The 23307-nt window shown below is 73.2% G+C and carries 22 protein-coding genes; 13 read left to right on the forward strand and 9 right to left on the reverse strand.

Annotation, left to right across the window (positions count from 1 at the left end; translation table 11 throughout):
* Positions 1-12: 12 nt before the first annotated feature.
* From ABT154_RS16165 to ABT154_RS16185, 5 genes are all read left to right on the forward strand, one after another.
* Positions 13-861 carry a DUF4429 domain-containing protein gene (locus ABT154_RS16165; protein ID WP_351857466.1) on the forward strand — a complete coding sequence of 283 codons (849 nt, stop codon included), beginning with the start codon at positions 13-15 and terminating at the stop codon, positions 859-861.
* A gap of 328 nt (positions 862-1189) precedes the next feature.
* On the forward strand, positions 1190-2701 hold the full coding sequence (locus ABT154_RS16170) for a sensor histidine kinase (RefSeq protein ID WP_502969517.1): 1512 nt from the start codon (positions 1190-1192) through the stop codon (positions 2699-2701).
* Positions 2698-3378 (forward strand): response regulator, encoded by a 681-nt coding sequence (locus ABT154_RS16175; protein WP_351857467.1) that lies wholly within the window; start codon positions 2698-2700, stop codon positions 3376-3378. Before ABT154_RS16170 ends, ABT154_RS16175 begins: the two co-directional genes overlap by 4 nt.
* Before the next feature lie 248 nt (positions 3379-3626).
* A complete protein-coding gene (locus tag ABT154_RS16180) occupies positions 3627-4607 on the forward strand; it encodes an alpha/beta hydrolase (RefSeq protein ID WP_351857468.1) in 981 nt (326 codons plus the stop codon).
* Positions 4604-5821: an acyltransferase family protein gene (locus ABT154_RS16185; RefSeq protein ID WP_351857469.1), complete on the forward strand. Its 1218-nt coding sequence runs from the start codon at positions 4604-4606 to the stop codon at positions 5819-5821. The genes ABT154_RS16180 and ABT154_RS16185 overlap by 4 nt, the downstream gene beginning before the upstream one ends.
* A 92-nt stretch (positions 5822-5913) precedes the next feature.
* Here ABT154_RS16185 and ABT154_RS16190 read toward each other — a convergent pair whose 3' ends face one another.
* Positions 5914-6936 carry an aldo/keto reductase gene (locus ABT154_RS16190; RefSeq protein WP_351857470.1) on the reverse strand — a complete coding sequence of 341 codons (1023 nt, stop codon included), beginning with the start codon at positions 6934-6936 and terminating at the stop codon, positions 5914-5916.
* On the reverse strand, positions 6933-7355 hold the full coding sequence (locus ABT154_RS16195; RefSeq protein WP_351857471.1) for a MerR family transcriptional regulator: 423 nt from the start codon (positions 7353-7355) through the stop codon (positions 6933-6935). Before ABT154_RS16195 ends, ABT154_RS16190 begins: the two co-directional genes overlap by 4 nt.
* Before the next feature lie 51 nt (positions 7356-7406).
* Here ABT154_RS16195 and ABT154_RS16200 point away from each other — a divergent pair, with 51 nt between their 5' ends.
* The gene (locus ABT154_RS16200; protein WP_351857472.1) at positions 7407-8249 is read left to right on the forward strand and encodes a serine hydrolase domain-containing protein; all 843 of its coding nucleotides are present in this window, start codon (positions 7407-7409) and stop codon (positions 8247-8249) included.
* A 13-nt stretch (positions 8250-8262) separates the two neighbouring features.
* Here ABT154_RS16200 and ABT154_RS16205 read toward each other — a convergent pair whose 3' ends face one another.
* Genes ABT154_RS16205 through ABT154_RS16225 form a run of 5 tightly spaced genes read right to left on the reverse strand, consistent with a single transcriptional unit; the run spans position 8263 to position 13998 of the window.
* Positions 8263-8898, reverse strand: a complete 636-nt coding sequence (locus ABT154_RS16205) for a hypothetical protein (RefSeq protein ID WP_351857473.1) — start codon at positions 8896-8898, stop codon at positions 8263-8265.
* Complete coding sequence (locus ABT154_RS16210) at positions 8895-10400, reverse strand: sensor histidine kinase (RefSeq protein WP_502969518.1); 1506 nt, start codon at positions 10398-10400, stop codon at positions 8895-8897. Before ABT154_RS16210 ends, ABT154_RS16205 begins: the two co-directional genes overlap by 4 nt.
* Positions 10401-10408: 8 nt before the next feature.
* Entirely contained in the window at positions 10409-11092 is a 684-nt protein-coding gene (locus tag ABT154_RS16215; RefSeq protein WP_317873940.1) for a response regulator, read from the reverse strand.
* A gap of 51 nt (positions 11093-11143) precedes the next feature.
* A complete protein-coding gene (gene murJ / locus ABT154_RS16220; protein ID WP_502969519.1) occupies positions 11144-12826 on the reverse strand; it encodes a murein biosynthesis integral membrane protein MurJ in 1683 nt (560 codons plus the stop codon).
* Positions 12823-13998, reverse strand: coding sequence for a lipid II:glycine glycyltransferase FemX (locus ABT154_RS16225; protein ID WP_351857474.1), 1176 nt, complete (start codon positions 13996-13998; stop codon positions 12823-12825). Before ABT154_RS16225 ends, murJ begins: the two co-directional genes overlap by 4 nt.
* 205 nt (positions 13999-14203) lie before the next feature.
* Here ABT154_RS16225 and ABT154_RS16230 point away from each other — a divergent pair, with 205 nt between their 5' ends.
* Positions 14204-15376, forward strand: coding sequence for a L,D-transpeptidase family protein (locus ABT154_RS16230; protein WP_351857475.1), 1173 nt, complete (start codon positions 14204-14206; stop codon positions 15374-15376).
* 34 nt (positions 15377-15410) lie between these two features.
* Here ABT154_RS16230 and ABT154_RS16235 read toward each other — a convergent pair whose 3' ends face one another.
* Complete coding sequence (locus ABT154_RS16235; RefSeq protein WP_351857476.1) at positions 15411-16082, reverse strand: pirin family protein; 672 nt, start codon at positions 16080-16082, stop codon at positions 15411-15413.
* A 92-nt stretch (positions 16083-16174) separates the two neighbouring features.
* Here ABT154_RS16235 and ABT154_RS16240 point away from each other — a divergent pair, with 92 nt between their 5' ends.
* The 5 genes from ABT154_RS16240 (at position 16175) to fabF (ending at position 21060) form a co-directional block, all read left to right on the forward strand.
* Positions 16175-17356 (forward strand): PucR family transcriptional regulator, encoded by a 1182-nt coding sequence (locus ABT154_RS16240; protein WP_351857477.1) that lies wholly within the window; start codon positions 16175-16177, stop codon positions 17354-17356.
* Positions 17357-17445: 89 nt separating this feature from the next.
* Positions 17446-18363 carry an ACP S-malonyltransferase gene (locus ABT154_RS16245; protein WP_351857478.1) on the forward strand — a complete coding sequence of 306 codons (918 nt, stop codon included), beginning with the start codon at positions 17446-17448 and terminating at the stop codon, positions 18361-18363.
* Between the two features lie 18 nt (positions 18364-18381).
* Positions 18382-19413 (forward strand): ketoacyl-ACP synthase III, encoded by a 1032-nt coding sequence (locus ABT154_RS16250; RefSeq protein WP_351857479.1) that lies wholly within the window; start codon positions 18382-18384, stop codon positions 19411-19413.
* A 56-nt stretch (positions 19414-19469) separates the two neighbouring features.
* Positions 19470-19718 (forward strand): acyl carrier protein, encoded by a 249-nt coding sequence (locus ABT154_RS16255; protein ID WP_030220891.1) that lies wholly within the window; start codon positions 19470-19472, stop codon positions 19716-19718.
* A 79-nt stretch (positions 19719-19797) separates the two neighbouring features.
* On the forward strand, positions 19798-21060 hold the full coding sequence (gene fabF, locus ABT154_RS16260) for a beta-ketoacyl-ACP synthase II (RefSeq protein ID WP_317877322.1): 1263 nt from the start codon (positions 19798-19800) through the stop codon (positions 21058-21060).
* 489 nt (positions 21061-21549) lie between these two features.
* Here the strand turns inward: fabF and ABT154_RS16265 are convergent, their stop codons facing one another.
* Positions 21550-22044 (reverse strand): DUF3145 domain-containing protein, encoded by a 495-nt coding sequence (locus ABT154_RS16265; RefSeq protein ID WP_317878700.1) that lies wholly within the window; start codon positions 22042-22044, stop codon positions 21550-21552.
* Positions 22045-22303: 259 nt separating this feature from the next.
* Here ABT154_RS16265 and ABT154_RS16270 point away from each other — a divergent pair, with 259 nt between their 5' ends.
* Positions 22304-23203: an SGNH/GDSL hydrolase family protein gene (locus ABT154_RS16270; protein WP_351857480.1), complete on the forward strand. Its 900-nt coding sequence runs from the start codon at positions 22304-22306 to the stop codon at positions 23201-23203.
* The last annotated feature ends 104 nt before the right edge of the window (positions 23204-23307 follow it).

A 23307-nucleotide genomic window follows, 5' to 3' on the forward strand; every position in this document is an offset into this window, starting at 1 on the left:
ACGATGAGGCGTATGGGTGATGTGCTGGCCGGAATTCATGCCACCTGGGAGCTCGAGAGCGACGCGCTCGTCATCCGCTTCGAACGGGGGATCCGCACGCCGAAGCTCTACCAGGCGCTGCGCGAACGACGTGTACCGCACGAGGCGTTGGCGTCCGTGACGCTCACGCCCGGGAAGCGGGGCACCGTCGTGCTGCACGCCGTGCCCAGACCTGGCGCCGATCCGCTGATGGAGGCGGCTGCGGGGCAGCTCAAGGAGGGGTGCGATCCGTACCGCCTGGTGCTCCCCGCCGAACGTGAGCCGCTCGCCGCGCGCTACCGGGACGAGCTGCTTGGCCGGCTGTCGCCCGGTGACGGGGACCTGATGCCGGGCGACCGGTTCCTGGTCGCGCCGCCGCGGGGGCCGCTGTCCTTCAAGGCGTACGACGGCAGGGCGATCTTCGACGGGGCCTCCGAGGTCACCTTCCGCTGGTCGTGGACGGGGGCCTCGTCCGAGAAGTGGAAGGCGGGCGACCAGTCCTTCTCCGTACGGGACCTCCGCGGGGTCGAGTGGTGCTCGGCGGACGGGCTCGACGGGTATCTGCGCCTGGTGCGCCGGTGCGGTGAGCCGCGGGTGCCGCAGGCCGACCGGGACCCCGCCTCGGTCGTGTTCGGCCGCGGCTACGGGCCGGTGCACGAGTCCCTTCCCTTCGCGGCGGCGGTGCTCGCGGCGATCCGGAGCACGGACCGCGTACCCGCGCGCGTGGCCACGCCCGGAGCGGTTGCCGAAAGGATTCGGCACCTGGGTGAACTGCACCAGGCGGGGCTGGTGACGGACGAGGAGTTCTCGGCGAAGAAAGCGGAGCTCCTGGCGGAGCTCTGACCGGGGGGCGCCGGGCGGCCGGGGCCGCGGACACCGGACCACGAACCCCGGACCCCGGACCTGGGGTGCCGGGGCCGCAGACACCGGATCCCGGACCTGGGCGCCCGGCCCGGAGACACCGGACCCCGGGCCCTGGGTGACCCGTGCCCGGAATCACCGGAGCCCCGCGCTGCGCGCCCGGACCCCGACCCCGGGACCTCGACCCCGGGACGCCGGGCCCGGAAACACCGGCCCCCCGCGCCCCCGTTGTCATACCCCGGTATCAGTCCGCAGCCCGCTCCCCGGTATGACGCCGGGCGTCGGGTGTGCTGCCTACGCTGGGCGGGTCATGGCTACCGAACAGCGGCACGAGCCGCCCACCCTCCGCCGGATCGGCACCCGGGCCCGCGCGATGTTCCAGGGGCTGGGCACCGCGCTCACCACCCCGACCACCCCGGGGGCGCCGCTCCTCGCCGACGCCTCCTCGCGGTGGGTGCGGCTGCTGCCGTACGCCGTCGCCCTGGCCTTCGTCGCCTCGCTGCTGCCCACCACGATCCAGATCCTCACCGGGGACTACGGCGTCAACGGCGCCCTGGCCGGGGCGCTCGGCACCGCCCAGACCGCGCCGCTGCTGCTGGCTGTCGCCCGTCCCCTCGAAGCCTGGTGGATCATCTTCGCCGCCGACGTCCTCGGCGCCCTCGTCCTCCTCACCGCGGACGGGCCGCAGGCCCACTTCTGGCCCTGGACCCCGCCCGCCCTCGTCGGCTACTGCGCGCTGATGATCGCGCTCGGGCTCCGCGAATCCCGTCGGGCCCTGTTCGGGGTGTGGCTGGCGACGGGCGTCGCCGGATACGTCCTGGAGGTCTTCCGCCCCGACGGGTACACCAGCATCCACACGCTGCTGCTCGTCCTGAGCGGGGTGCTGCTCCTGCTCACCTCGGCGGTACGCGCGCGTGGGGACGCCCAGCGGCGGCTCGTCGAGCAGGAGCACATCAGCGAGGCCGAGCGGGCACGCCGGACCCTGCTGGAGGAGCGGGCCAGGATCGCGCGCGAGCTGCACGACGTGGTGGCCCACCACATGTCCGTCATCACCGTGCAGGCGGACTCGGCGCCGTACCGCATCCCCGAGCTCCCGGAGGCGGCCCGCGAGGAGTTCACCTCGATCGCGGCGAGCGCGCGCGAGTCGCTGGCCGAGATGCGCCGGCTGCTCTCGGTGCTGCGCAGTGACGGCAGCGAGGGCGAGCGGGCCCCGCAGCCGGGCCTGGACCGGGTGCAGCAGCTGGTGGAGGCGACGGTACGCGCCGGAGTGCCGGCCGAGCTTCGGCTCGCCGCCGACCTCGGGGACGTACCACAGGCGGTGGACCTGTCCGCGTACCGGATCGTTCAGGAGGCGCTCGCCAACGTCGTCCGGCACGCGCCGGGGGCGTCGACCCGGGTGTCGGTCCGCGCGGACGACGGCTGGCTGACGGTCCTCGTCGTCAACGGGCCCAGCCTGGAGGCGGGTTCCTCGGTCGAGCGGGGTGTGCCGGGGACGGGTCACGGGCTCGTCGGCATGCGGGAGCGCGTACGGTTGACCGGCGGCTCGCTCGACACGGGGCCGCTGCCGGACGGAGGCTTCCGGGTGGCGGCGCGGATGCCGCTGGCCGCGGACCCGGTTCCGGGCGCCGTTCCGGGCCCTGTTCCGGACCTCGTCGCCTCCCCGACCCGGAAGCCGACCCCAGCCCAGACATCGACCCCGACCCCGGCGTCGCCCCCGGCCCAGACATCGACCCCGACCCCGGCGTCGACCCCGGCCCAGACATCGACCCCGACCTCGCCCCCGAAGCCGACCCCCACCCCCACCACCAAGGACCCCGAGTGACCATCCGTGTGATCATCGTCGACGACCAGGCCATGGTGCGGGCCGGTTTCGCCGCGCTGCTCGCCGCGCAGCCCGACATCGACGTCGTGGGCGAGGCCCCCGACGGACGGCAGGGCGTCGACGTGGCCCGTTCGACGCATCCGGACGTGGTGCTGATGGACGTAAGGATGCCGGAGCTGGACGGGCTCGCCGCCGCCCGGGAGATCCTGCACCCGCCGACCGGGGTGACCCATCTGCCGAAGGTGCTGATGCTGACCACCTTCGACGTCGACGACTACGTGTACGAGGCGCTGCGCGCGGGCGCGTCCGGCTTCCTCCTGAAGGACGCGCCGCCGGCCGATCTCATCGCGGCGGTACGGGTGGTGGCGGCGGGCGAGGCCCTGCTCGCCCCCTCGGTGACCCGGCGGCTCATCGCCGACTTCGCCGCCTCCCGGCCCGCCCCGCGCCGGGACACCACGGCGCTGCGCCTGAACGGTCTCACCCCGCGTGAGACCGAGGTACTGGAACTCATCGCCCGGGGCCTGTCCAACCAGGAGATCGCGGATCATCTGGTCCTCGCCGAGCAGACCGTGAAGACCCACATCGGCCGGGTCCTGGCCAAGCTGGACCTGCGCGACCGGGCGCAGGCGGTGGTCTTCGCGTATGAATCGGGCCTGGTCACACCGGGTGCGTCCTGATCCCGCACCCCCGCTCCACCCCACACCCCGGCCCGGCGCGCGCTGAACCCGCGCCCGCGCCCCTGACCCACCCCCCGGCCCGCCCCCGGGGGAAAACCCCACCCCTCCCCTGGTGTTGGCTGCTCCTCCACCCCCTACCGGGGTATCGGCCGGGAGTTGGCTCCCCGGTGTGACGTGCTGTCACCCGTCGTCTTCCTACCTTCCTCTCGCCAGCGAACGAGCGAGTACCGAAGAGGGAGGGCGACCCCATGCGCCGCATTTCGAGGACCCTGATCACCGCGGCCCTGGTGACCGCCGTGATCGGCGGGACGGCGGGCTTCGCGGCCGGCGACAGCCAGGTGGCCGTGACCGGGGCGCCGGCCGGGACGGCCGAGTGGCGGGCGGCGGGGCTGCCCGACCCCGAGCGGATGGACCCGGCCGGGGTGGCGCGGTTCTTCGCCGGTCTCGACCCCGTACGGCGGCGGGAACTGGCCCGGACCCACCCCACCGTCGTCGGGAACCTCGACGGCGCGCCCCTGGAGCTGCGGTACGAGGCCAACGCCCGCGCCACCCGGGGGCAGTTCGGCGGGGCCCGGGTCCTCGCCCACGACGCACGCGGCCGGGGCCAGGTGGCCCTGGTGTACGGGGACCTGGCGCGGGCCGAGCACGTGGCGGTGATCGTCCCCGGGTCCGACACCGACGCGGGGCGCATCGGCTCGCTCGAAGACATGGCGGAGGCGCTGCGCCGGGCCACCGGCGGCCGTACGGCGGTCGTCGCCTGGGCGGGGTACACGACTCCCCTCGGCGTCGGTCTGGACGCGGCCACCGGGCGGCTCGCCGAGGTGGGGGCGGACCGGCTCACCCGGTTCGTGGAAGGTCTGGCGGCGGTCGGGGCGGCCGAGCCGTCCGTGTTCTGCCACAGCTACGGCTCCGTGGTCTGCGGCCTCGCCGCCCACCAGCTGAAGGCCAAGGACCTGGTGGTGTTCGGCTCCCCCGGGATGCGCGCCGGGAACGTCGGCGAACTCGGCACCTCCGCCCGCGTCTGGGCGGCGAAGGATCCCACCGACTGGATCGACCGGGTCCCCAACGTCGAGTTCGCGGGCCTGGGGCACGGCACCGACCCGACGGAGCCGGCCTTCGGCGCCCGCCGTATCGCGGCCGACGACGCCGACGGCCACGGCGGTTACTTCGCGCCCGGCACGACCTCCCTCCGCACCTTCGCCGCCATCGCCGAGGGAGACGTCCGATGAGCACCCTGACGACCATGGCCCGCAAGACGGCCGCGAAGATCGAGTCCGGCACCCCGGCCCACCGCGACCGGGCGATCGACGGGCTGCGCGCGCTGGCCCTGCTCGCCGTGCCGACCGGGCACTGGCTGCTCGGCGGCTTCACGCTCTCCGCCGACGGCGCGATCCACAACGCCAGCCCGCTGGGCACCTTCGCGGGCCTCGCCCCGGTCAGCTGGGTCCTCCAGATGCTGGGGATCTTCTTCCTGGTCGGCGGCTACGCCTCGGTCCTCTCGTACCACCGCCGCAAGGGCTCCACCGGCGAGTGGCTCAAGGGCCGGCTCGCCCGGCTCGGCCGCCCGGTCCTCGGGGTCACCGCCGTGTGGGCGGCGCTCCTCCCACTGCTGCACTTCGGGCTCGGGGTGCCCGTGGACACCCTGCGGACGGCGTCCACGCTGGTGATCCAGCCGCTCTGGTTCGTCGGGGTGTACACCGTGGTCACCGCGCTGACCCCGCTGTGCGTACGGGCGGCCCGCCGCCTCGGGGTGTGGGCGGCGGCCCCGCTGCTCGGCTCGGTCGCCGTCGTCGACTTCCTGCGGTACGGGCCGTACGCCGACGCCGTGCCGTCCTGGCTCAGCCTCCTGAACATCCTGCCCGGCTGGCTGTTCGCGTACCAGCTCGGCGTCTCCTGGGGCGAGGGCCGGGTCACCAAACGGCACGCCTGGGCGCTGCTGCTCGGCGGGGCCACGCTGTTCGCCGCGCTGCTGCTCGCCTTCGGCTACCCGGCGTCGATGGTCGGCGTCCCCGGCGAGGCCCGCACCAACTCGCACCCGCCGTCGCTGCTCGTCCTGGCCCTGGCCGCCGCGCAGAGCGGCGCGGCGATCCTGCTCCGCGACCGGCTCGGCCGGCTCCTGAAGCGGCCCGCGCTGTGGGCGCCGGTCGTGGTCGTCAACCTGTCGGCGATGACGATCCTGTGCTGGCACCAGACGGCGATGCTCGCCGCCGCGGTGCCCGGCTCGTACCTCGGGGAGATCCCGGGCCTGGTCGGCGCGCCGGACTCGGTCGGCTGGATCCTGGCGCGGCTCGCCTGGATGCCGGTCTTCGCCGGCCTCCTCGTCCTCATCGGCCGGTACGCCCGGACCTTCGAGTCCCCGTGGACGAGGACCGGCCCGGCCCGCCGCACCCTGGCGGGGCTGCTCGCGGCGGGCTTCGCGGTCTTCGCGCTGGGTCTCGCGTGAGGGGGACCGGGTCCCGGCCCCGGGCCGGGACCCCGGGTCTCCCGTCAGGAGGCGGAACCCGGGGTCCCGCGTCAGCGGGTGGAGCGGCCGGCTCAGACCTCCCGCTCCACCGATGTGAACCGCATGTCCGGGTAGCGGTCGCCCGCCACCAGGCCCGCGATCGGCTCCAGTTCGGCGAGCTCGGTGTCGGTGAGGGTGATGCGGGTGGCCGCCGCGTTCTCCTCCAGGCGGGAGCGCTTGCGGGTCCCGGGGATCGGGACGACCGTCAGGCCGTGCACCGAGGCCCGCTGCTGGACCCAGGCGAGGGCGATCTGCGCCGGGGTCGCCCCGTGCGCGGCGGCGATCTTCCGTACCGGGTCGAGGAGGGCGGCGTTGCGCTCCGCGTTCTCGCCGGTGAAGCGGGGCTGGTAGCGGCGGAAGTCGCCGCCCGACAGGTCCTTCGCGGCGTCCGCGAACGCCCCGGTCAGGAAGCCCCGGCCGAGCGGCGAGTACGGCACGAACGTCACGCCGAGTTCGGCGGCGGCGCCGACGGCGCTGCGCTCCACGTCGCGGGAGAAGAGCGACCACTCCGACTGGAGCGCGGTGATCGGGTGCACGGCGTGGGCCTCGCGGAGTTCGGCCCCGGTGACCTCGCTGAGGCCCAGGTACCGGACCTTGCCCGCCCGGACGAGTTCGGCCATCGCGCCGACGGACTCGGCGAAGGGGATCTCCGGGTCGCGGCGGTGCATGTAGTAGAGGTCGATGGTCTCGACGCCGAGGCGCCGCAGGCTGTCCTCGGCGGCCTTCCTTATGTACGCGGGGTCGTTGCGGACTGCCCGGTGGGTGGGGTCGTCGGCGCGCCGCTCGATCGCGAACTTGGTGGCGAGGGTGACCTCGTCACGGTGGGCGGCGAGGAACGGGGCGAGGAACTCCTCGTTGGCGCCGCTGCCGTAGATGTCGGCGGTGTCGATCAGGGTGACGCCGGCCTCCAGGGCCGCGTCGAGGGTGTCGCGGGCGGCGGTCTCGTCGGTGTCGCCGTAGAACTCGCTGATGCCCATGGCGCCGAAGCCCTGGACGCCGACCCGGGGTCCGTCCTGGCCGAGGCGTACGGTGTCGATCCTGGTCTCGCTGGTCATGAAGGTGTTCCTCCGCAGACGGTCCCGTAATGGCTGATCTTGATGTCGAGCACGGCGAGCGTGTCGTGCAGTTCGGTGATCCGGGTGAGCACGTCCTCCCTGGTGGCCTCCAGGAGCTCCCGTCGCGCGTCCCGGGTGTGGTCGCCCTCGCGGACCAGCTCGGCGTACCGGACCATGTCCGCGACCGGCATCCCCGTGAGCCGCAGCTTGCCGACGAAGGCGAGCCAGGTCAGGTCCTGCTCGGTGAAGCGGCGCTGGCCGGTGTGCGACCGGTCGACGTGCGGCATGAGGCCGATCCGCTCGTACCAGCGCAGGGTGTGCGCCGAAAGGCCGGTCAGCGCGGAGACCTCGCTGATGGTGTGGTGCGCCCGGGTTCCGCTCGGGCTCGTGCTCGTGCTCGTGCTCGCCATCACGCTCATGACCCCACGCTAAAACGTTGGAGTGCACTCGAAGCAAGTAGGCTCGGCCGCATGGAGAGCAGCGTGCCGAGCCTGGCGTCGATCGAGAACTGGCCCGTCCCCACCGCGACCGCCGCCGTGGTCCGCGCGGACGGCACCCTGGCCGGGGCGTACGGCCCCACCGGGCGGCGCTTCCCGCTCGCCTCGGTCACCAAGCCGCTCGCGGCGTACGCCGTCCTCGTCGCGTACGAGGAGGGGGCGATCGACCTGGACGAACCGGCCGGGCCCGAGGGCGCGACCGTCCGCCACCTGCTCGCCCACACCTCGGGGCTCGCCTTCGACGAGAACCGGGTCATGGCCGCGCCGGGCACCCGCAGGATCTATTCCAACACCGGCTTCGAGGCGCTCGGCGACCATCTCGCCAAGGCGACCGACATCCCCTTCGCCGAGTATCTGCACCAGGCGGTCCTCGAGCCGCTGGGCATGACGTCGACGACCCTGGACGGCTCGCCCGCGAAGGACGGCGTGTCGACCGTGGACGACCTGGTGCGGTTCGCCGCCGAGGTGCAGGCGCCGCGGCTGCTCGACCCGCGCACGGTCCTGGAGGCGATGACCGTCGCGTACCCCGGTCTGACCGGCGTCCTGCCCGGTTACGGACACCAGCGGCCGAACGACTGGGGGCTGGGCTTCGAGATCCGCGACGGCAAGACCCCGCACTGGACGGGCGCGAGCTCCTCGCCGCGCACCTTCGGCCACTTCGGCCAGTCCGGCACGTTCCTGTGGATCGACCCGGACGTCCGGGCCGCGTGTGTGGCGCTCACCGACCGGCCCTTCGGGGCGTGGGCGGTGGAGGCGTGGCCGCCGTTCACGGACGCGGTGCTGGCGGAGCTGCGGGCGGCGTCCTCGTCCTCGTAAGGGACGGGCAGCGCTATGCGTCGCAGCGCGTGACCGGCAGGGCACCGTCCGGGCCGGTGATCGACACGTCGACCAGACCGGCCGGGTGTTCCGCGTAGGCGGTCGTGCAGACCAGCTGGCGGACGGCCGACTCCGACAGTTCCCTGACGGGGAAGGGCGCCCGGAGCCGGAGCAGCCGGCGTCCCGAGACCGGGCCGGCCGGGTCCGGTGTGACGTGCAGGCCGCCGGCGGTGGCGGCGTCGGGCAGGGCGGTGGTGATGCCCGCCGCGGCCTCGGCCGGCCCGGGGCCGGCCAGCAGCATCGCGAGGATCTTGTCGGTGGCGACCTCCCCGGAGCGGGGGCCGCCGGGCGGGAACTTGTCGTCGGGGCCGACCCCTTCGTGTGCGGCCGTGCCGCCCGACGTGCTGGTGGCTACCGGGACGGGGCGGGTGAACTCGCGGGCCACCGGCATCGACCGGCCGTCCGGGCCGAGGAAGTAGAGCACGGTCCGGTACTCGGGGATCGGGGCGACGGCGACGGTCGCGGCGCCGCCCGCCTCGACGACGTCGCTCTCCTGTATGCCGCAGGCCGTCGCCGTCAGCGTCAGCAGGGCGAGCAGCGCCGCGGCGGCCGGGCGGCAGACCCCGACGGCGGCCGGGCGGCGCCTCACAGCGGCATCCGTACGGTGAAGACGGCCCCGCCCGCCGGGTGGTTGGCCGCCGCGACCGTGCCTCCGTGCAGCCGTACGTTCTCCAGGGTGATCGCGAGGCCGAGGCCGCTGCCCGCCGAGCGGGTGCGAGCCTGGTCCGCCTTGTAGAAGCGGTCGAAGACATGGGGCAGGACGTCCGGGTGGATGCCCGGCCCCCGGTCGGCGATCTCGGTCACCAGCTCGTCCCCCTCCGCGTACAACCGGACCGTGACCGGCGTCCCGCCGTGCCGCAGGGCGTTGCCGACGAGGTTGGCGACGACGACGTCGAAGCGGCGCGGGTCGAGCCGGGCCCTGATCCCCTCCGTGAGGTACGGGACGACCCGGTCCGGATCGGTCCAGTGCCGGTTCTGGAGAGTCTTGCGTACGCAGTCCGCCGCGTCGACCTCGTCGGTGTGGAGTTCGGCGGCGCGCGCGTCGAAGCGGGAGATCTCCATGAGGTCCTCGACGAGCACGGCGAGCTTGCCGGTCTCGGCGCTGATCAGCCGGACCGCGCGGGCGGTGTCGCTGTCGAGGCTCCCGGCGTCCTCGTCGAGGACCTCGGTGACCGCGAGCATCCCGGCGAGCGGGGTGCGCAGCTCGTGGGAGACGTCGGAGGCGAAGCGGCGGGCCCGGGCCTCGGCGTCCCTGAGTTCCGCGACGGAACGTTCCAGCTCGGCGGCGGACTCGTTGAACGTGCGGGCGAGATCGGCGAGCTCGTCGCGGCCCTTGGCGTGGATACGGGTGTCGAGCCGGCCGCGCCCCATGCTGTGGGCGGCGTGGCGCAGCTCCCGTACCGGCCGCAGCACGCTGCGCGCGGCGATCAGCGCGGGGATGAGCGCGACGGCGAGGGCGGGGAGGGCGCCGTCGCGGGCGGCCATGACCATGGCCTCGACGTTCGCCTCCTCGGCGCCGAGGTCCATGACGGCGTAGAAGACCAGACCGGTGCGCTGCGGGGGTCCGCCGGGCGAGTGGGCCAGGAAGACGGCGGGGACGGCGATCGTGAGGTACGGGACGCCGCCCTTGACCACCCGCTGGAAGCTGCCGTGCGGGACGGCCTGGTCGGCGGCGCGGGCCCGCAGCTCCGGGGTGATGACGGAGGAGGAGGGCCGGTCGGTGGAGGAGACGCGGACGGTGCCGTACTCGGCGTAGACCCGCCAGGGGCGGGGCTTGCCCTGGCGGGCGATCTGCATGAGCGAGCCGCGCAGGTCGCCGGGGTCGACGGGCAGCTGGACGTTGAGGGCGTCGACCTGCTCGCGGAAGGCGGAGACGGCGGTGTTCTGGGTCTGCTCCAGGATGGCGTTGCGGGCGGCCCGGTAGGTGAGGGCGGCGGTGGTGCCGCAGCCGACGGCGGCGACGAGGAGGAAGGCGAGGACGAGCCGGGTGCGCAGGCCGAAGGGGTGCGGGCGCAGCCGGGGGCTGCGGGCCCGCCGCCGGGGCTCGCGACGGGGTTCGACCGTGTCCCCGGTGTACGGCTCCGGGCTCACACAGGCCTTCACAGCGGTCCGAAGCGGTAGCCGAAGCCGCGCAGGGTCTGGATGTAGCGGGGTTCGCCCGGGGTGTCCTCGATCTTGTTCCGCAGCCGTCGGACGCAGGCGTCGACCAGCCGGGCGTCGCCGTGGTAGCTGTGCTCCCAGACGTGTTCGAGGAGTTGCTGGCGGCTGAAGACCTGCTCGGGGGCGGCGGTGAGGTGGAGCAGCAGCTTCAGCTCGGAGGGGGCGAGGCCGAGGCGCTCGCCGGACTTGGCGACGGTGAGCCCGGCCCGGTCGATGGCCAGCTCCCCGTGGAACTCGACGGCGGCCTTGCTGCCGCCGGGTTCCTCGATGCGGCGGAGCACGGCCCGTATCCGGGCCTCGATGACCTCGGTACGGGCGGGCTTGACGATGTAGTCGTCGGCGCCGGCCTCCAGGCCGACGACCACGTCGAAGTCGTCGCCGCGGGCGGTCAGCATGATGATCGGCAGCTGGCTGCTCTCGCGGACGGTACGGCACACCTGGACGCCGTTCATGCCGGGCAGCATCAGGTCGAGCAGCAGCAGATCGGGCCGGAACTCGCCGAGGGCGGCGAGCCCGGCCTCCCCGGTGGGCGCGGTCCGCACCTCGTGGCCGCGGCGGCGCAGCCCGATCTCGACTCCTTCACGGACGGAGGGGTCGTCTTCTATCAGGAGCACGCGGGGCATCTGTGGAGTATCCCAAGGTGGACGGGCCCCTCGTGCGGAGGGGGCGGTGGGTCAGGTGCGGCGGGCGAGGCCGCGCAGTCGGCCGGACCCGGCCGTGAGGAGGGACCGCAGTTCGGTGAGGCGGAAGGGGCGGGCGAGGACGGCGAAGACCCCGAGGACGGTGAGGGCGCCGGCGAGGCCGGAGGGTACGGCTCCGGCGGGGCCGGTGAGGTCGGTGACGAGGAGCCCGTACCCGGCGGCGGGCACGGCGGCGAGCAGCAGGCGCGTGATCGCGGGGACGGCACCTTCGGAGGCCTCGGGGTCCCCGGCGCCGGCGCTCCCGCCGCCGTCCTCCCTGCCCCCCGACAGCCTCCGCCTCAGCACGTACGCCGTGACTCCCCAGCCCAGCCACAGGGCGAGCGAGTACCCGGCCGCCATCCCCGCGACGGCCCAGCGCGTCGGCAGGGTCGCGTACGCGGTGAACGAGAGGAGCGCGTTGAGTCCCGCGATGACCAGGTTGAGCATGAACGGGGTGCGGGTGTCGCGCAGGGCGTAGAAGGCGCGGGTGCACACGTACTGTCCGGACAGCGCGACGAGGCCGGGTGCGAAGGCCATCAGGATCCACGACATGGCGCGGATGTCGTCGGCGCCGGTCGCCCCGTACCGGAAGACGACCGTCATCAGGGGGACGGCGAGCGCGAGGAGCACGCAGGCGGCGGGGACGACGGCCGCCGCGCTGGTCCGCAGGGCGTACGAGACGTCCCGCCGGACCCCGGCGAGGTCGCCGTCGGCCGCGGCGCCGCTCATCCGGGGCAGCAGGGCGGTGACGAGGGAGACGGTGATGATGCCGTGCGGGACGGTCCACAGCAGATAGGCGTTGTTGTAGGCGGCGAGGCCCGAACCGCCGCCGGTGGCCGTGCCGCCCGCCGAGGTGGCGAGCAGAGTGGTCACCCAGTACGCGCCCTGGTTGGTGAGGACCAGCAGTACCAGCCAGCCGGCCGAGCGCAGCGGGGCGGCGAGGCCGCTGCCCCGCCAGTCGAAGCGGGGCCGCCAGCGGAAGCCCGCGGCGCGCAGCGAGGGCATGAGGGCGAGGGCCTGGAGGGCGATGCCCGCGGTGGTGCCCCAGCCGAGCAGCGCGGTCTCCCCGGGGGTGAGTTCTCCGCCGTCGCCGACGACGAGGAAGAGGCCGAAGACGGCGACGACGACCACGTTGTTGAGGACGGGGGTCCACATCATGGCGCCGAAGCGGCCCCGGGCGTTGAGGACCTGCCCGAGGAGGGTGAAGAGGCCGAGGAAGAGGATCTGCGGCAGGCACGCGCGCGCGAAGGCGACGGTCATCTCCCGCTGCGGGCCCGCGTAGTCGGTGTACAGGTCGACGATCTGCGGGGCGGCGAGCACCGCGGCGGCCGTGAGGGCGGTGAGGGCGAGCGCGCAGAGGGTGAGGAGCCGGTCGGTGTAGGCGACTCCGCCGTCGGCGTGTTCCTTGGCGGCCTTGACCAGTTCGGGGACGAAGACGGCGTTGAGGGCGCCGCCGAGGAGCAGCATGTAGACGATGGTGGGGACGGAGTTGCCGACCGCGTAGCCGTCGGCGACATAGCCCGCGCCGAGCGCGGCGGCGACGACGGCGGCCCGGACGAAGCCGGTGGCGCGGGAGACGAGCGAACCCGCGGCCATCAGCGCCCCGCTGCGCAGCGCGGTGGGCGCGGCCTTGGCCGCCGGCCGGCCGGCGGTGAGCATGGCGGTGGTGCCCGTCATCGGCGGGCCAGGTACGCGTGGAAGGCGCGGTACAGCGCCTGGTTGGTCGTCCCCTGCATCGGTGTCTCCCACTCCCCCAGCGTCTCGACGACCTGTCCGCCCGTGCCGAGCTTCCAGCGGAGGAGCCCGTGGGCGCGGTCGCCCGGATCGAGGGTGGAGGGTACCCCGCGCAGGTCGTAGACGGCGGCGCCGAGGGCGTGCGCGTCGAGCAGCATGCGCCACTGGAGGGCGTTGGAGGGGCGGACCTCGCGGCGGTGGTCGGCGGAGGCGCCGGTCTGGTACCAGACGCGCCCGCCGACCGTGACCATGGTGTGGGCGGCGAGGATCTCGCCCTCGTGGCGGGCGAGGTAGAGCTTCATCCGGCCGGGCATCTCGGCGTTGAGGACGGCGTACTGGCGCTCGTAGTACGCGAGGGAGCGGCCGAGGCGGAAGCCGTCGCGTTCCTCGGTGATGCGGAGCAGCCGGTAGAACTCGGGGAGGTCGGCGGCGGAGCCGAGGGTGATCTCGACGCCGGACTTGCGGGCCTTGCGGACGTTGCGCCGCCATTCCTGGTTGAGGCCGGTCCACAGGTCGTCGGTGGTGCGTCCGGTCAGCGGGACCTGGAAGACGTGCCGGGGCTGGGCGTCGGCGCCGTCCTCGGACTCGCCGCCGCAGCGCCGCCAGCCGCGCGCCCTGAGCCGGTCGGCGACGACGGTGCCGAGCGGGTCGACCTCGTCGGCGAGCACGTCGGAGAGACGGCGCCCGGGGCCGCTGCCCGCCTTGACGGTGGCGGCGTTCCACCGCCGGTAGGCGGGGCCGGGACCGATCCGTACGGCGAAGGCGCCCGAGGCCCGCAGATGTCCGAGCAGCGGGGAGAGCCAGCCGTCGACGTCGGGGTCCGCCCAGTCGGCGACGGGCCCCTCGGGAAGGTAGGCGAAGTACTTCCGGGTGCCGGGGAAGGGCCGCAGGAGCACCAGGGCGACCCCTTCGAGTTCCCCGGACTCCGGCCCCCAGCCGATGAGCTGGTGGTTCCAGCCGTCCTTCACCTGCGCCCAGGAGGGGACTTGGAGGAAGCTGGGACCGTCCGCACCGGAGCGGGACGCGAGGAACGCGCGGTACGCCTCGGGGGTCACGGGCCCGAGCCGCAGGGCACGGCGGGCGGCGGGTGCGGCCGTCACGAGCAGCGCTGACACAACGGGAGCCTCCTTGTTCCGCCCCTCGGTGGTGGGGCGCACAGCAGGCTCACAGCCGAATTCGACGGGTGCGCGCGGCACATGTGACCGGACGGTGACCGTTCCGCCGCAGCCCCCGTCACATGGGCTCCGGGCCGCCCGGGAGCGGCCGGGGCGACCTACAGTCCGGAACATCCCACCCGATTCCCTCACGCGGAGGTCTTCCGTGCTGCGCATACGCACATCCCGTCCCGCCCTCGCGGCAGTCGCGCTGAGCGTCTCCCTCACGGCCTGCTCGGCCCAGGCCGCGAGCGGCCCCTCGAAGACGACGGGGGCGCCCGCGTCGGCGGCGGCCCCGGCGAAGGTGACGGTCGTGGACCCGGCGGCCGGCCGGCCGGTGACCGTGACCGCCTCGGGCGGCACGCTCGCCGAGGTGAAGGTCGTCGACGCGGACGGCGGGGCCCTCGCCGGCCGTACGGCTGCGGGCGGGGCCAGCTGGATCTCGGACCGGAAGGCCGCGCCGGGCACCACGTACACGGTGCGGGTGACCTCCCGCGCCGGCGACGGCAAGGAGTCGACGACGACGTCCTCCTTCAGCACCCCGGAGGCGGGGAAGGTCAACAAGCTCACCCTGGCCCCCGGCAAGAACACCACCGTCGGCGTGGGCCACCCCCTCTCGATCGTCTTCGACCTCCCGGTGACGAAGAAGGCGGACGTGGAGAAGCAGCTGAAGGTCACCACCTCGAACGCCACCGAGGGGTCCTGGGGCTGGGTCAAGGACTACTCGGGCCGGGACAGGGCCGACTGGCGCCCCCGGGAGTACTGGAAGCCGGGCACGAAGGTCACCCTGGAGGCCGACCTGAACGGCACGGACTCCGGCGGCGGCTGGTTCGTCCGCGACTACCGCACCGGCTTCACGATCGGCGCCTCGCAGATCGTGAAGGTGGACCTGGACCGGCAGAAGCTGACCCTGGTCAAGGACGGCCGCGCGATCCGTACGATCCCGGTCTCCGGCGGCACCCCGGGCGGCGACAAGCGGTCCTGGCGGGGCACGGCCGTGCTGATGGCGAAGGAGGGCACCATCAACATGAACTCGGAGACGGTGGGCCTCGGCGACGCCTACGACAAGGACGTCGACTACTCGATGCGGCTGACCTGGTCGGGCATGTACGCGCACGCGGCCCCGTGGAACGCGGCGTACTTCGGCAACGCCAACAAGAGCTCGGGCTGCATCGGCATGAGCGACGAGAACGCCGCCTCCTTCTACGCCTCGGTGAAGGTCGGCGACCCCTTCGAGATCACCGGCAAGGACACCAAGGGCACGGTCGCCGAGGGCAACGGCTACGGGGCGTGGAACCTGAGCTGGGAGCAGTGGAAGCAGAAGAGCGCGCTCGCCTGAGGAACCCTCCGGGGGCCGTCGTCCCCCCGGGCGTTCACCCCAGGGCCCTGCGCCAGTCCCGCATCTCCCAGATCAGGACCTCCGCGTCGGCCGTGGCGGTCAGGGCGAGTTCACCGGTGTGGTCGGTGAGCCGGGCCGCGTCGCCGGGGCCGAGTTCCTCGCCGTCGAGGAGCAGCGCGCCCCGCACCACGTGCACATACGCGAAGTCGGCGGCCGGGACCTCGAACCGCTCCCCCTCCCGGGGGCGGTCGACGTGCAGCCGGGCGTCCGCCTCCGGGAGGTCGTACGGGTCCCCGAGACCGCGCACCACCTCGTACGACGGCTCCCCGCCCGGTACGAGCGGCGCGAGCCACATCTGCACGAAGACGAGCGGCACGTCGGCGTCGTTGCGCTCGACGTGCCGGACGCCGCCCGCCGCGCTCAGCCGCTGGAGGTCGCCGGGCCGGACGACCGTGGTGTGACCGGCCGTGTCGTGGTGGGTGAGCTCGCCCTCCACGACCCAGGTCACGATCTCCGTGTGGCTGTGCGGATGCTCCTCGAAGCCCGCGCCGGGCGCGAGCCGCTCCTCGTTGCAGGCGAGCAGGGCGCCGAATCGGAGGTTGTCGGGGTCGTAGTGCGGGCCGAACGACAGGGCGTGCCGGGTCTCGATCCCGGCCGCCGGGTCGCCCCCGGGGTACCGCTCGGCGGCGCGCTGGATGCGTATCACCCGCCCCACGGTAGTGCGGCCCCCTGGGCCCGGCGGAGGCGAACCCGCCCCGACCCCGCACGGCGCCGTCCCGATAAGGCAGTCTTGTCCCCGTGCCAGAACCCCAGAACGTCCCTCACTCGCACGCCGCGACCCTGAAGCGCCTCGAACAGTCCTCCGGGCGGCTCGCCGCGAACGCCATCGCCCGCATGGACGAGACGCTGCCGTGGTACCGGGCGATGCCGCCCGAGAACCGGTCGTGGATCGGTCTGGTCGCCCAGGCCGGCATCGCCGCGTTCACGGAGTGGTTCCGGCACCCCGAGACCCCGCAGGCGATCTCGACGGACGTCTTCGGCACCGCGCCCCGCGAGCTGACCCGCGCGATCACCCTCCGGCAGACCGTCGAGATGGTGCGCACCACCATCGAGGTCATGGAGACGGCCATCGACGAGGTCGCCGCCCCCGGCGACGAGTCGATCCTCCGCGAGGCACTGCTCGTCTACGCACGGGAGATCGCCTTCGCGACCGCCCAGGTGTACGCGCAGGCCGCCGAGGCCCGGGGCGCCTGGGACGCGCGGCTGGAATCCCTCGTGGTGAACGCGGTCCTCTCCGGCGAGGCCGACGAGGGCGCCGTCTCCCGCGCGGCGGCCCTCGGCTGGAACTCCCCCGACCATGTGTGCGTGATCCTCGGCACCGCCCCCGACGGCGACAGCGAGCTGACGGTCGAGGCCATCCGCCGGGCCGCCCGGCACGCCAAGCTCCAGGTGCTCACCGGCGTCCTCGGCAACCGTCTGGTCGTCATCGCGGGCGGCAACGACAACCCGCTGGCCGTGGCCAAGGCGCTGATCGGCCCCTACGCGGCGGGTCCCGTCGTGGCCGGCCCGGTCGTCCCCGACCTGCTCGCGGCGACCCGCTCCGCGCAGGCGGCGGCGGCCGGCCTCAAGGCGTGCTCGGCGTGGCAGGACGCCCCCCGCCCGGTTCTCGCGGACGATCTCCTGCCCGAGCGCGCCATCGCCTCCGACCCTTCGGCGCGCGAGCAGTTGGTGGAGGAGATCTACAGACCGCTGGAGGAAGCGGGCTCGGCGCTGCTCGAAACTCTCAGTGTGTACCTGGAGCAGGCCAGCAGCCTGGAAGGCGCGGCGCGGATGCTCTTCGTCCACCCGAACACCGTGCGCTACCGGCTCCGACGTGTGACCGACGTCACCGGCTGGTCACCCTCCGACGTTCGCTCCGCGTTCACGCTGCGGATCGCGCTCATCCTGGGACGCTTGGCCGACGCAGATAAGCAGTCCTAGACTTTTGTTGAACACCAACAATTCCCCCGACGGTTCTTCGTCCCTGTCCCCACGGGCGCCAGGAGCCGTCCCCAAGAGAGAGTGTGAGGGTGCTCGTACTCGTCGCTCCCGGCCAAGGCGCCCAGACGCCCGGCTTCCTGACCCCCTGGCTCGAACTCCCCGGCGCCGCCGACCGCATCGCGGCCTGGTCGGACGCCATCGGGCTCGACCTCGCCCACTACGGCACGAAGGCTGACGCGGACGAGATCCGTGACACCGCCGTGGCGCAGCCGCTCCTCGTCGCCGCCGGCCTGCTGTCCGCCGCCGCGCTCGGCGAGGTGAGGCCCGGCGTCGTCGCCGGTCACAGCGTCGGCGAGTTCACCGCCGCCGCGTTCGCGGGCGTCCTCGACGACACTGCGGCGCTGCGTCTCGTACGGACCCGTGGGCTCGCGATGGCCGAGGCCGCCGCGATCACCGAGACCGGCATGTCGGCGCTGCTCGGGGGCGACCCCGAGGTGACCGTCCCGCACCTGGAGAAGCTCGGCCTGACCGCCGCCAACGTGAACGGCGCGGGCCAGATCGTGGCCGCCGGCACCATGGAGCAGCTGGCCGCCCTGGAAGCCGACAAGCCCGAGGGCGTCCGCCGGGTCGTCGCGCTCAAGGTCGCCGGCGCCTTCCACACGCACCACATGGCCCCGGCCGTGGCGAAGCTGGAGGAGGCGGCGAAGGAGCTCTCCCCGGCCGCCCCGGCCACCCGTTACGTCTCGAACAAGGACGGGCAGGTCGTCGCCGACGGCGCCGAGGTCGTGGCCCGCCTGGTCGGCCAGGTCGCGAACCCGGTCCGCTGGGACCTGTGCATGGAGACGTTCCAGGCGCTCGGCGCGACCGCGCTGATCGAGGTGTGCCCGGGCGGCACCCTGACCGGCCTCGCCAAGCGCGCCCTGCCCGGAGTGGCCACCGTCGCGCTGAAGACTCCTGACGACCTGGACGCGGCCCGTACGCTCATCGCTGAGCACACGGCCGTCTGACAAGGAGTGTCGAGAAGCATGTCGAAGATCAAGCCGAGCAAGGGCGCCCCGTACGCGCGGATCCTCGGTGTCGGCGGCTACCGCCCCACCCGGGTCGTGCCGAACGAGGTGATCCTCGAGACGATCGACTCGTCCGACGAGTGGATCCGCTCGCGCTCCGGTATCGCCACCCGCCACTGGGCCTCGCCCGAGGAGACCGTCGCCGCCATGTCGGTGGAGGCCTCGGGCAAGGCCATCGCGGACGCCGGGATCAGCCCGGAGCAGATCGGTGCGGTGATCGTCTCCACGGTCTCGCACTTCAAGCAGACCCCGGCCGTCGCCACCGAGATCGCCGACAAGATCGGCGCCGGGAAGCCGGCCGCGTTCGACATCTCCGCCGGCTGCGCGGGCTTCGGGTACGGCCTGACGCTCGCCAAGGGCATGATCGTCGAGGGTTCCGCCGAGTACGTCCTCGTCATCGGGGTGGAGCGGCTCAGCGACCTGACGGATCTGGAGGACCGCGCGACGGCCTTCCTGTTCGGCGACGGCGCCGGCGCCGTGATCGTCGGCCCCTCCGACGAGCCGCACATCGGCCCCACCGTGTGGGGTTCCGAGGGCGACAAGTCCGAGACGATCAAGCAGACCGTGCCGTGGAACGAGTTCCACGTCGGCGACGTCTCGAAGCTTCCGCTCAACGAGGCCGGCGAGATCAAGTTCCCCGCCATCACGCAGGAGGGCCAGGCGGTCTTCCGCTGGGCCGTCTTCGAGATGGCGAAGGTCGCCCAGCAGGCGCTGGACGCCGCCGGCATCTCGGCGGACGACCTGGACGTCTTCATCCCGCACCAGGCGAACATGCGGATCATCGACTCGATGGTGAAGACGCTGAAGCTGCCGGAGCACGTGACGGTCGCCCGCGACGTCGAGACCACCGGCAACACCTCGGCGGCCTCGATTCCGCTCGCCATGGAACGACTTCTGGCGACCGGCAAGGCCAAGAGCGGCGACACGGCACTCATCATCGGCTTCGGGGCGGGTCTCGTCTTCGCCGCGACGGTCGTTACCCTCCCCTAGGCACTCCGGTTCTTCCGGAAGCCCGTACCCAAGCAATCACAAGAAGGAGCGCCACCATGGCCGCCACCCAGGACCAGATCGTCGAAGGCCTCGCCGAGATCGTCAACGAGATCGCCGGCATCCCGGTCGAGGACGTCGAGCTGGGCAAGTCGTTCACCGACGACCTGGACGTCGACTCGCTCTCCATGGTCGAGGTCGTCGTCGCCGCCGAAGAGCGCTTCGACGTCAAGATCCCGGACGAGGACGTCAAGAACCTCAAGACGGTCGGCGACGCTGCCGACTACATCCTGAAGCACCAGGCCTGATTCGGCCCTCGCTGACTCGGTCCGCCACCCGGCGGTGGCGCCGTATTCCGACCATCACACACATGGAGAACGAATTCCTGTGAGCTCGACCAATCGCACCGTGGTCGTCACCGGTATCGGCGCAACCACACCGCTGGGTGGCGACGTGTCGTCGACCTGGGAAGGTCTCTTGGCCGGACGCTCCGGCGTCAGGCCCCTGGAGGGCGAGCGCTTCGCCGAACTGCCCGTCCAGATCGCCGCGACGGCCGCCGTCGACCCCGGTGACGTCCTGCCCCGCCCGCTCGCCCGCAAGCTGGACCGCTCGGCGCAGTTCGCGCTGATCGCGGCCCGCGAGGCCTGGGCCGACGCGGGCTACACCGCCCCCGCCGGCGAGGACGAGAAGATCGCGCCCGAGCGGCTCGGCTCCGTCATCGCCTCGGGCATCGGCGGTGTCACCACACTGCTCGACCAGTACGACGTGCTCAAGGAGAAGGGCGTCCGCCGCGTCTCCCCGCACACCGTGCCGATGCTGATGCCGAACAGCCCCTCCGCGAACGTGGGCCTGGAGGTGAACGCCCGCGCGGGCGTCCACACCCCCGTCTCCGCGTGCGCGTCCGGCGCCGAGGCCATCGGCTACGCCGTCGAGATGATCCGTACCGGCCGTGCCGACGTGGTCGTCGCCGGCGGTACCGAGGCCGCGATCCACCCGCTGCCGATCGCCGCGTTCGCCAACATGATGGCGATGTCCAAGAGCAACGACGAGCCGACGAAGGCCTCCCGGCCGTACGACACGGGCCGTGACGGCTTCGTGCTCGGCGAGGGCGCGGGCGTCGTGATCCTGGAGTCCGAGGAGCACGCGAAGGCGCGCGGCGCGCGCGTCTACTGCGAGGTCCTCGGCCAGGGCCTGTCGGCCGACAGCCACCACATCGCGCAGCCCGAGCCGACCGGCCGGGGCATCGCCGCCGCGATGCAGAACCTGCTGGACGCGACGGACCTCAAGCCGTCCGAGGTCGTCCACCTCAACGCGCACGCCACGTCGACGCCGCAGGGCGACGTCGCCGAGATCAAGGCGCTGCGGAAGGTCCTGGGCGACGACCTGGACCATGTCGCGATCTCCGCGACGAAGTCGATGACCGGTCACCTCCTCGGCGGCGCGGGCGGCATCGAGACCGTCGCGACGGTCCTGGCGCTCCACCACCGGCTGGCCCCGCCGACGATCAACATCGACGACCTGGACCCGGACGTCGACGCGGACATCGTCCGCGACGAGCCCCGCGAACTCCCGCAGGGCACGATCGCCGCGATCAACAACTCGTTCGGCTTCGGCGGCCACAACGTGGTGCTGGCGTTCCGCACGGTCTGAACCATGGCGTGACGTTTCGTCACAAGGGCGGAGGCCCACCCCTCGGGGGTGGGCCTCCGCCTTTCTTGTCCCATAAGTAGATCAACGCGCGTGTCACACCTTTTGACCCGAATGGGCGTGTGAAGCTGACCGCCGTACCGCCACTCGGCCCCCTCCGGGGGCGGGATCGGGGCGGTCGGCGGTAGGCGCCGGCCGAGCACTCGGCCGCGAGAGGCGTCACCTATGACCCGTCGTCACCACAGAGGTGGCCGCCCCGGGCGAACCCCGCGCACCGCGGTGGGCGCACTCAGCGGCTGGTACCCGCGGGCAGCAGCCAGGCCCTGCTCCGGATCAACGGCGTGGGCGACGCGCTGGAGCCGCAGGCCGTCTGGCTGACCCCGGAGGCCCGCGAGCCGGACCTCCAGCTCACCAAGGCCAACGAGCCGCCCGGCGCCACCAGCGACACCCGAGATCTGGCCCACCTGTCCACAGCCTCCCGGGGCAGAACACCTAGACCACCTGGTGCAGCCAGCGCACCGGAGCTCCTTCGCCCGCGTAGCGGAAGGGCTCCAGTTCGTCGTCCCAGGGTTTGCCGAGGAGCCGGGCGATCTCCGCCTCAAGCACCGTCTCACCCTGGGCCGCGCGGGCCAGGGCGGCGCGCAGGCGGTCCTCCGGGACGAGGATGTCGCCGTGGATGCCGGTGACGGCATGGAAGATGCCCAGCGCTGGGGTGGCGCTGTAGCGCTCGCCCTCGGCGGTGGGGCTGGGCTCCGCGGTGACCTCGAAGCGGAGCATCTGCCAGCCGCGCAGGGCGGAGGCCAGCTCGGAGGCGGTGCCGGTGCGGCCCTGCCAGGAGAACTCGGCTCTCCAGGTGCCGGGGGACGCCGGCTGGCGGATCCAGTCGAGCTGGACCCTCGCACCGAGGACACCCGCGACCGCCCATTCGACGTGCGGGCACAGCGCGCGCGGTGCGGAGTGTACGTACAGGACTCCACGTGTCGTCACCGGGACCTCCAGTGTGGGACGAGGTTCGCCTTTCCCAGCGGCCTCAGTAAACAGCATCAGGAGCAGAACATGGCAAACCCGCAAAAAGGGGACAGTATGTGACGTGATGTAATTTACCGGAGCCGTTCGGCAAAGGTGCCTCTGGTTCGACGGGGGAAAAGCTACCGTGCCGCACCGTCATCGGTGTGACGTACGGTCGGTCCGGGGGCGGGTGAACACGAAGCTTTCACCCGCCAGGACGCCGAAGGAGGGACCGGGGATGCACGGCCGACGCCGATTCCGTACCGCTGTCGTCTCCGCGACGGCGGCGCTGCTGTGCGCGGGGGCGCTGTCCGGCTGCACCGCCGGGGAACCGTCGGGGACCCCTACCGCCACCAGAGCGGCCCCGAAGCCGAAGCCCACCCCGCCGCCGGAGCCCCTCTGGGACGTCTCTCCCGCCTCCGTCGCCGCCGTCGGGGACTCGGTCACCCGCGCCTTCGACGCCTGTTCGGTCCTGTCGGACTGCCCCGAGGTCTCCTGGGCGACGGGCACGGACACCGCCGTGAACAGTCTCGCCCTGCGCCTCCTCGGCCCGGCGAAGGTGGCCACCCACAGCTGGAACCTGGCACGGACGGGCGCCCGGATGGCGGAACTTCCCGAGCAGATGGCGGGGGCGGCGGCCGAACGGCCCGCGCTGGTCACGGTGATGATGGGCGCCAACGACGCCTGCCGGGCGACCCCGGAGCTGATGACACCGGTCGCCGATTTCCGGTCGTCCTTCGAGACGGCGATGGCCCGGCTCCGGAAGGGCGCGCCGAAGGCGCAGGTGTACGTGGCGAGCGTGCCGGACCTGATGCACCTGTGGTCGACCGGGCGGGTGAGCCCGATGGGCCGGGAGGTGTGGAAGCTGGGGATCTGCGGCGCGATGCTGGCGGACCCGGAGGATCTGGGTCCGGCGGCGGAGCGGCGGCGCGCGGAGGTACGGGGCCGGGTGGTGGCGTACAACCGGGTGCTCTCGGAGGTGTGCGCGAAGGATGAGCGCTGCCGGTACGACGGCGGCGCGGTCTTCGGATTCCGGTTCGACGGCGGGCAGTTGAGCCCCTGGGACTGGTTCCATCCGAGCCGGGACGGGCAGGCGCGGCTCGCGGAGCTGGCGTACCGGCGGATCACGAAGGAGTGAGGGACCCGCAGGCGCGGCTCGCGGAGCTGGCGTACCGGCGGATCACGAAGGAGTGAGGGACCCGCAGGCGCGGCTCGCGGAGCTGGCGTACCGGCGGATCACTA

The sequence above is a fragment of the Streptomyces sp. NPDC001728 genome (genome assembly GCF_040297565.1).
Classification (GTDB): Bacteria; Actinomycetota; Actinomycetes; order Streptomycetales; family Streptomycetaceae; genus Streptomyces.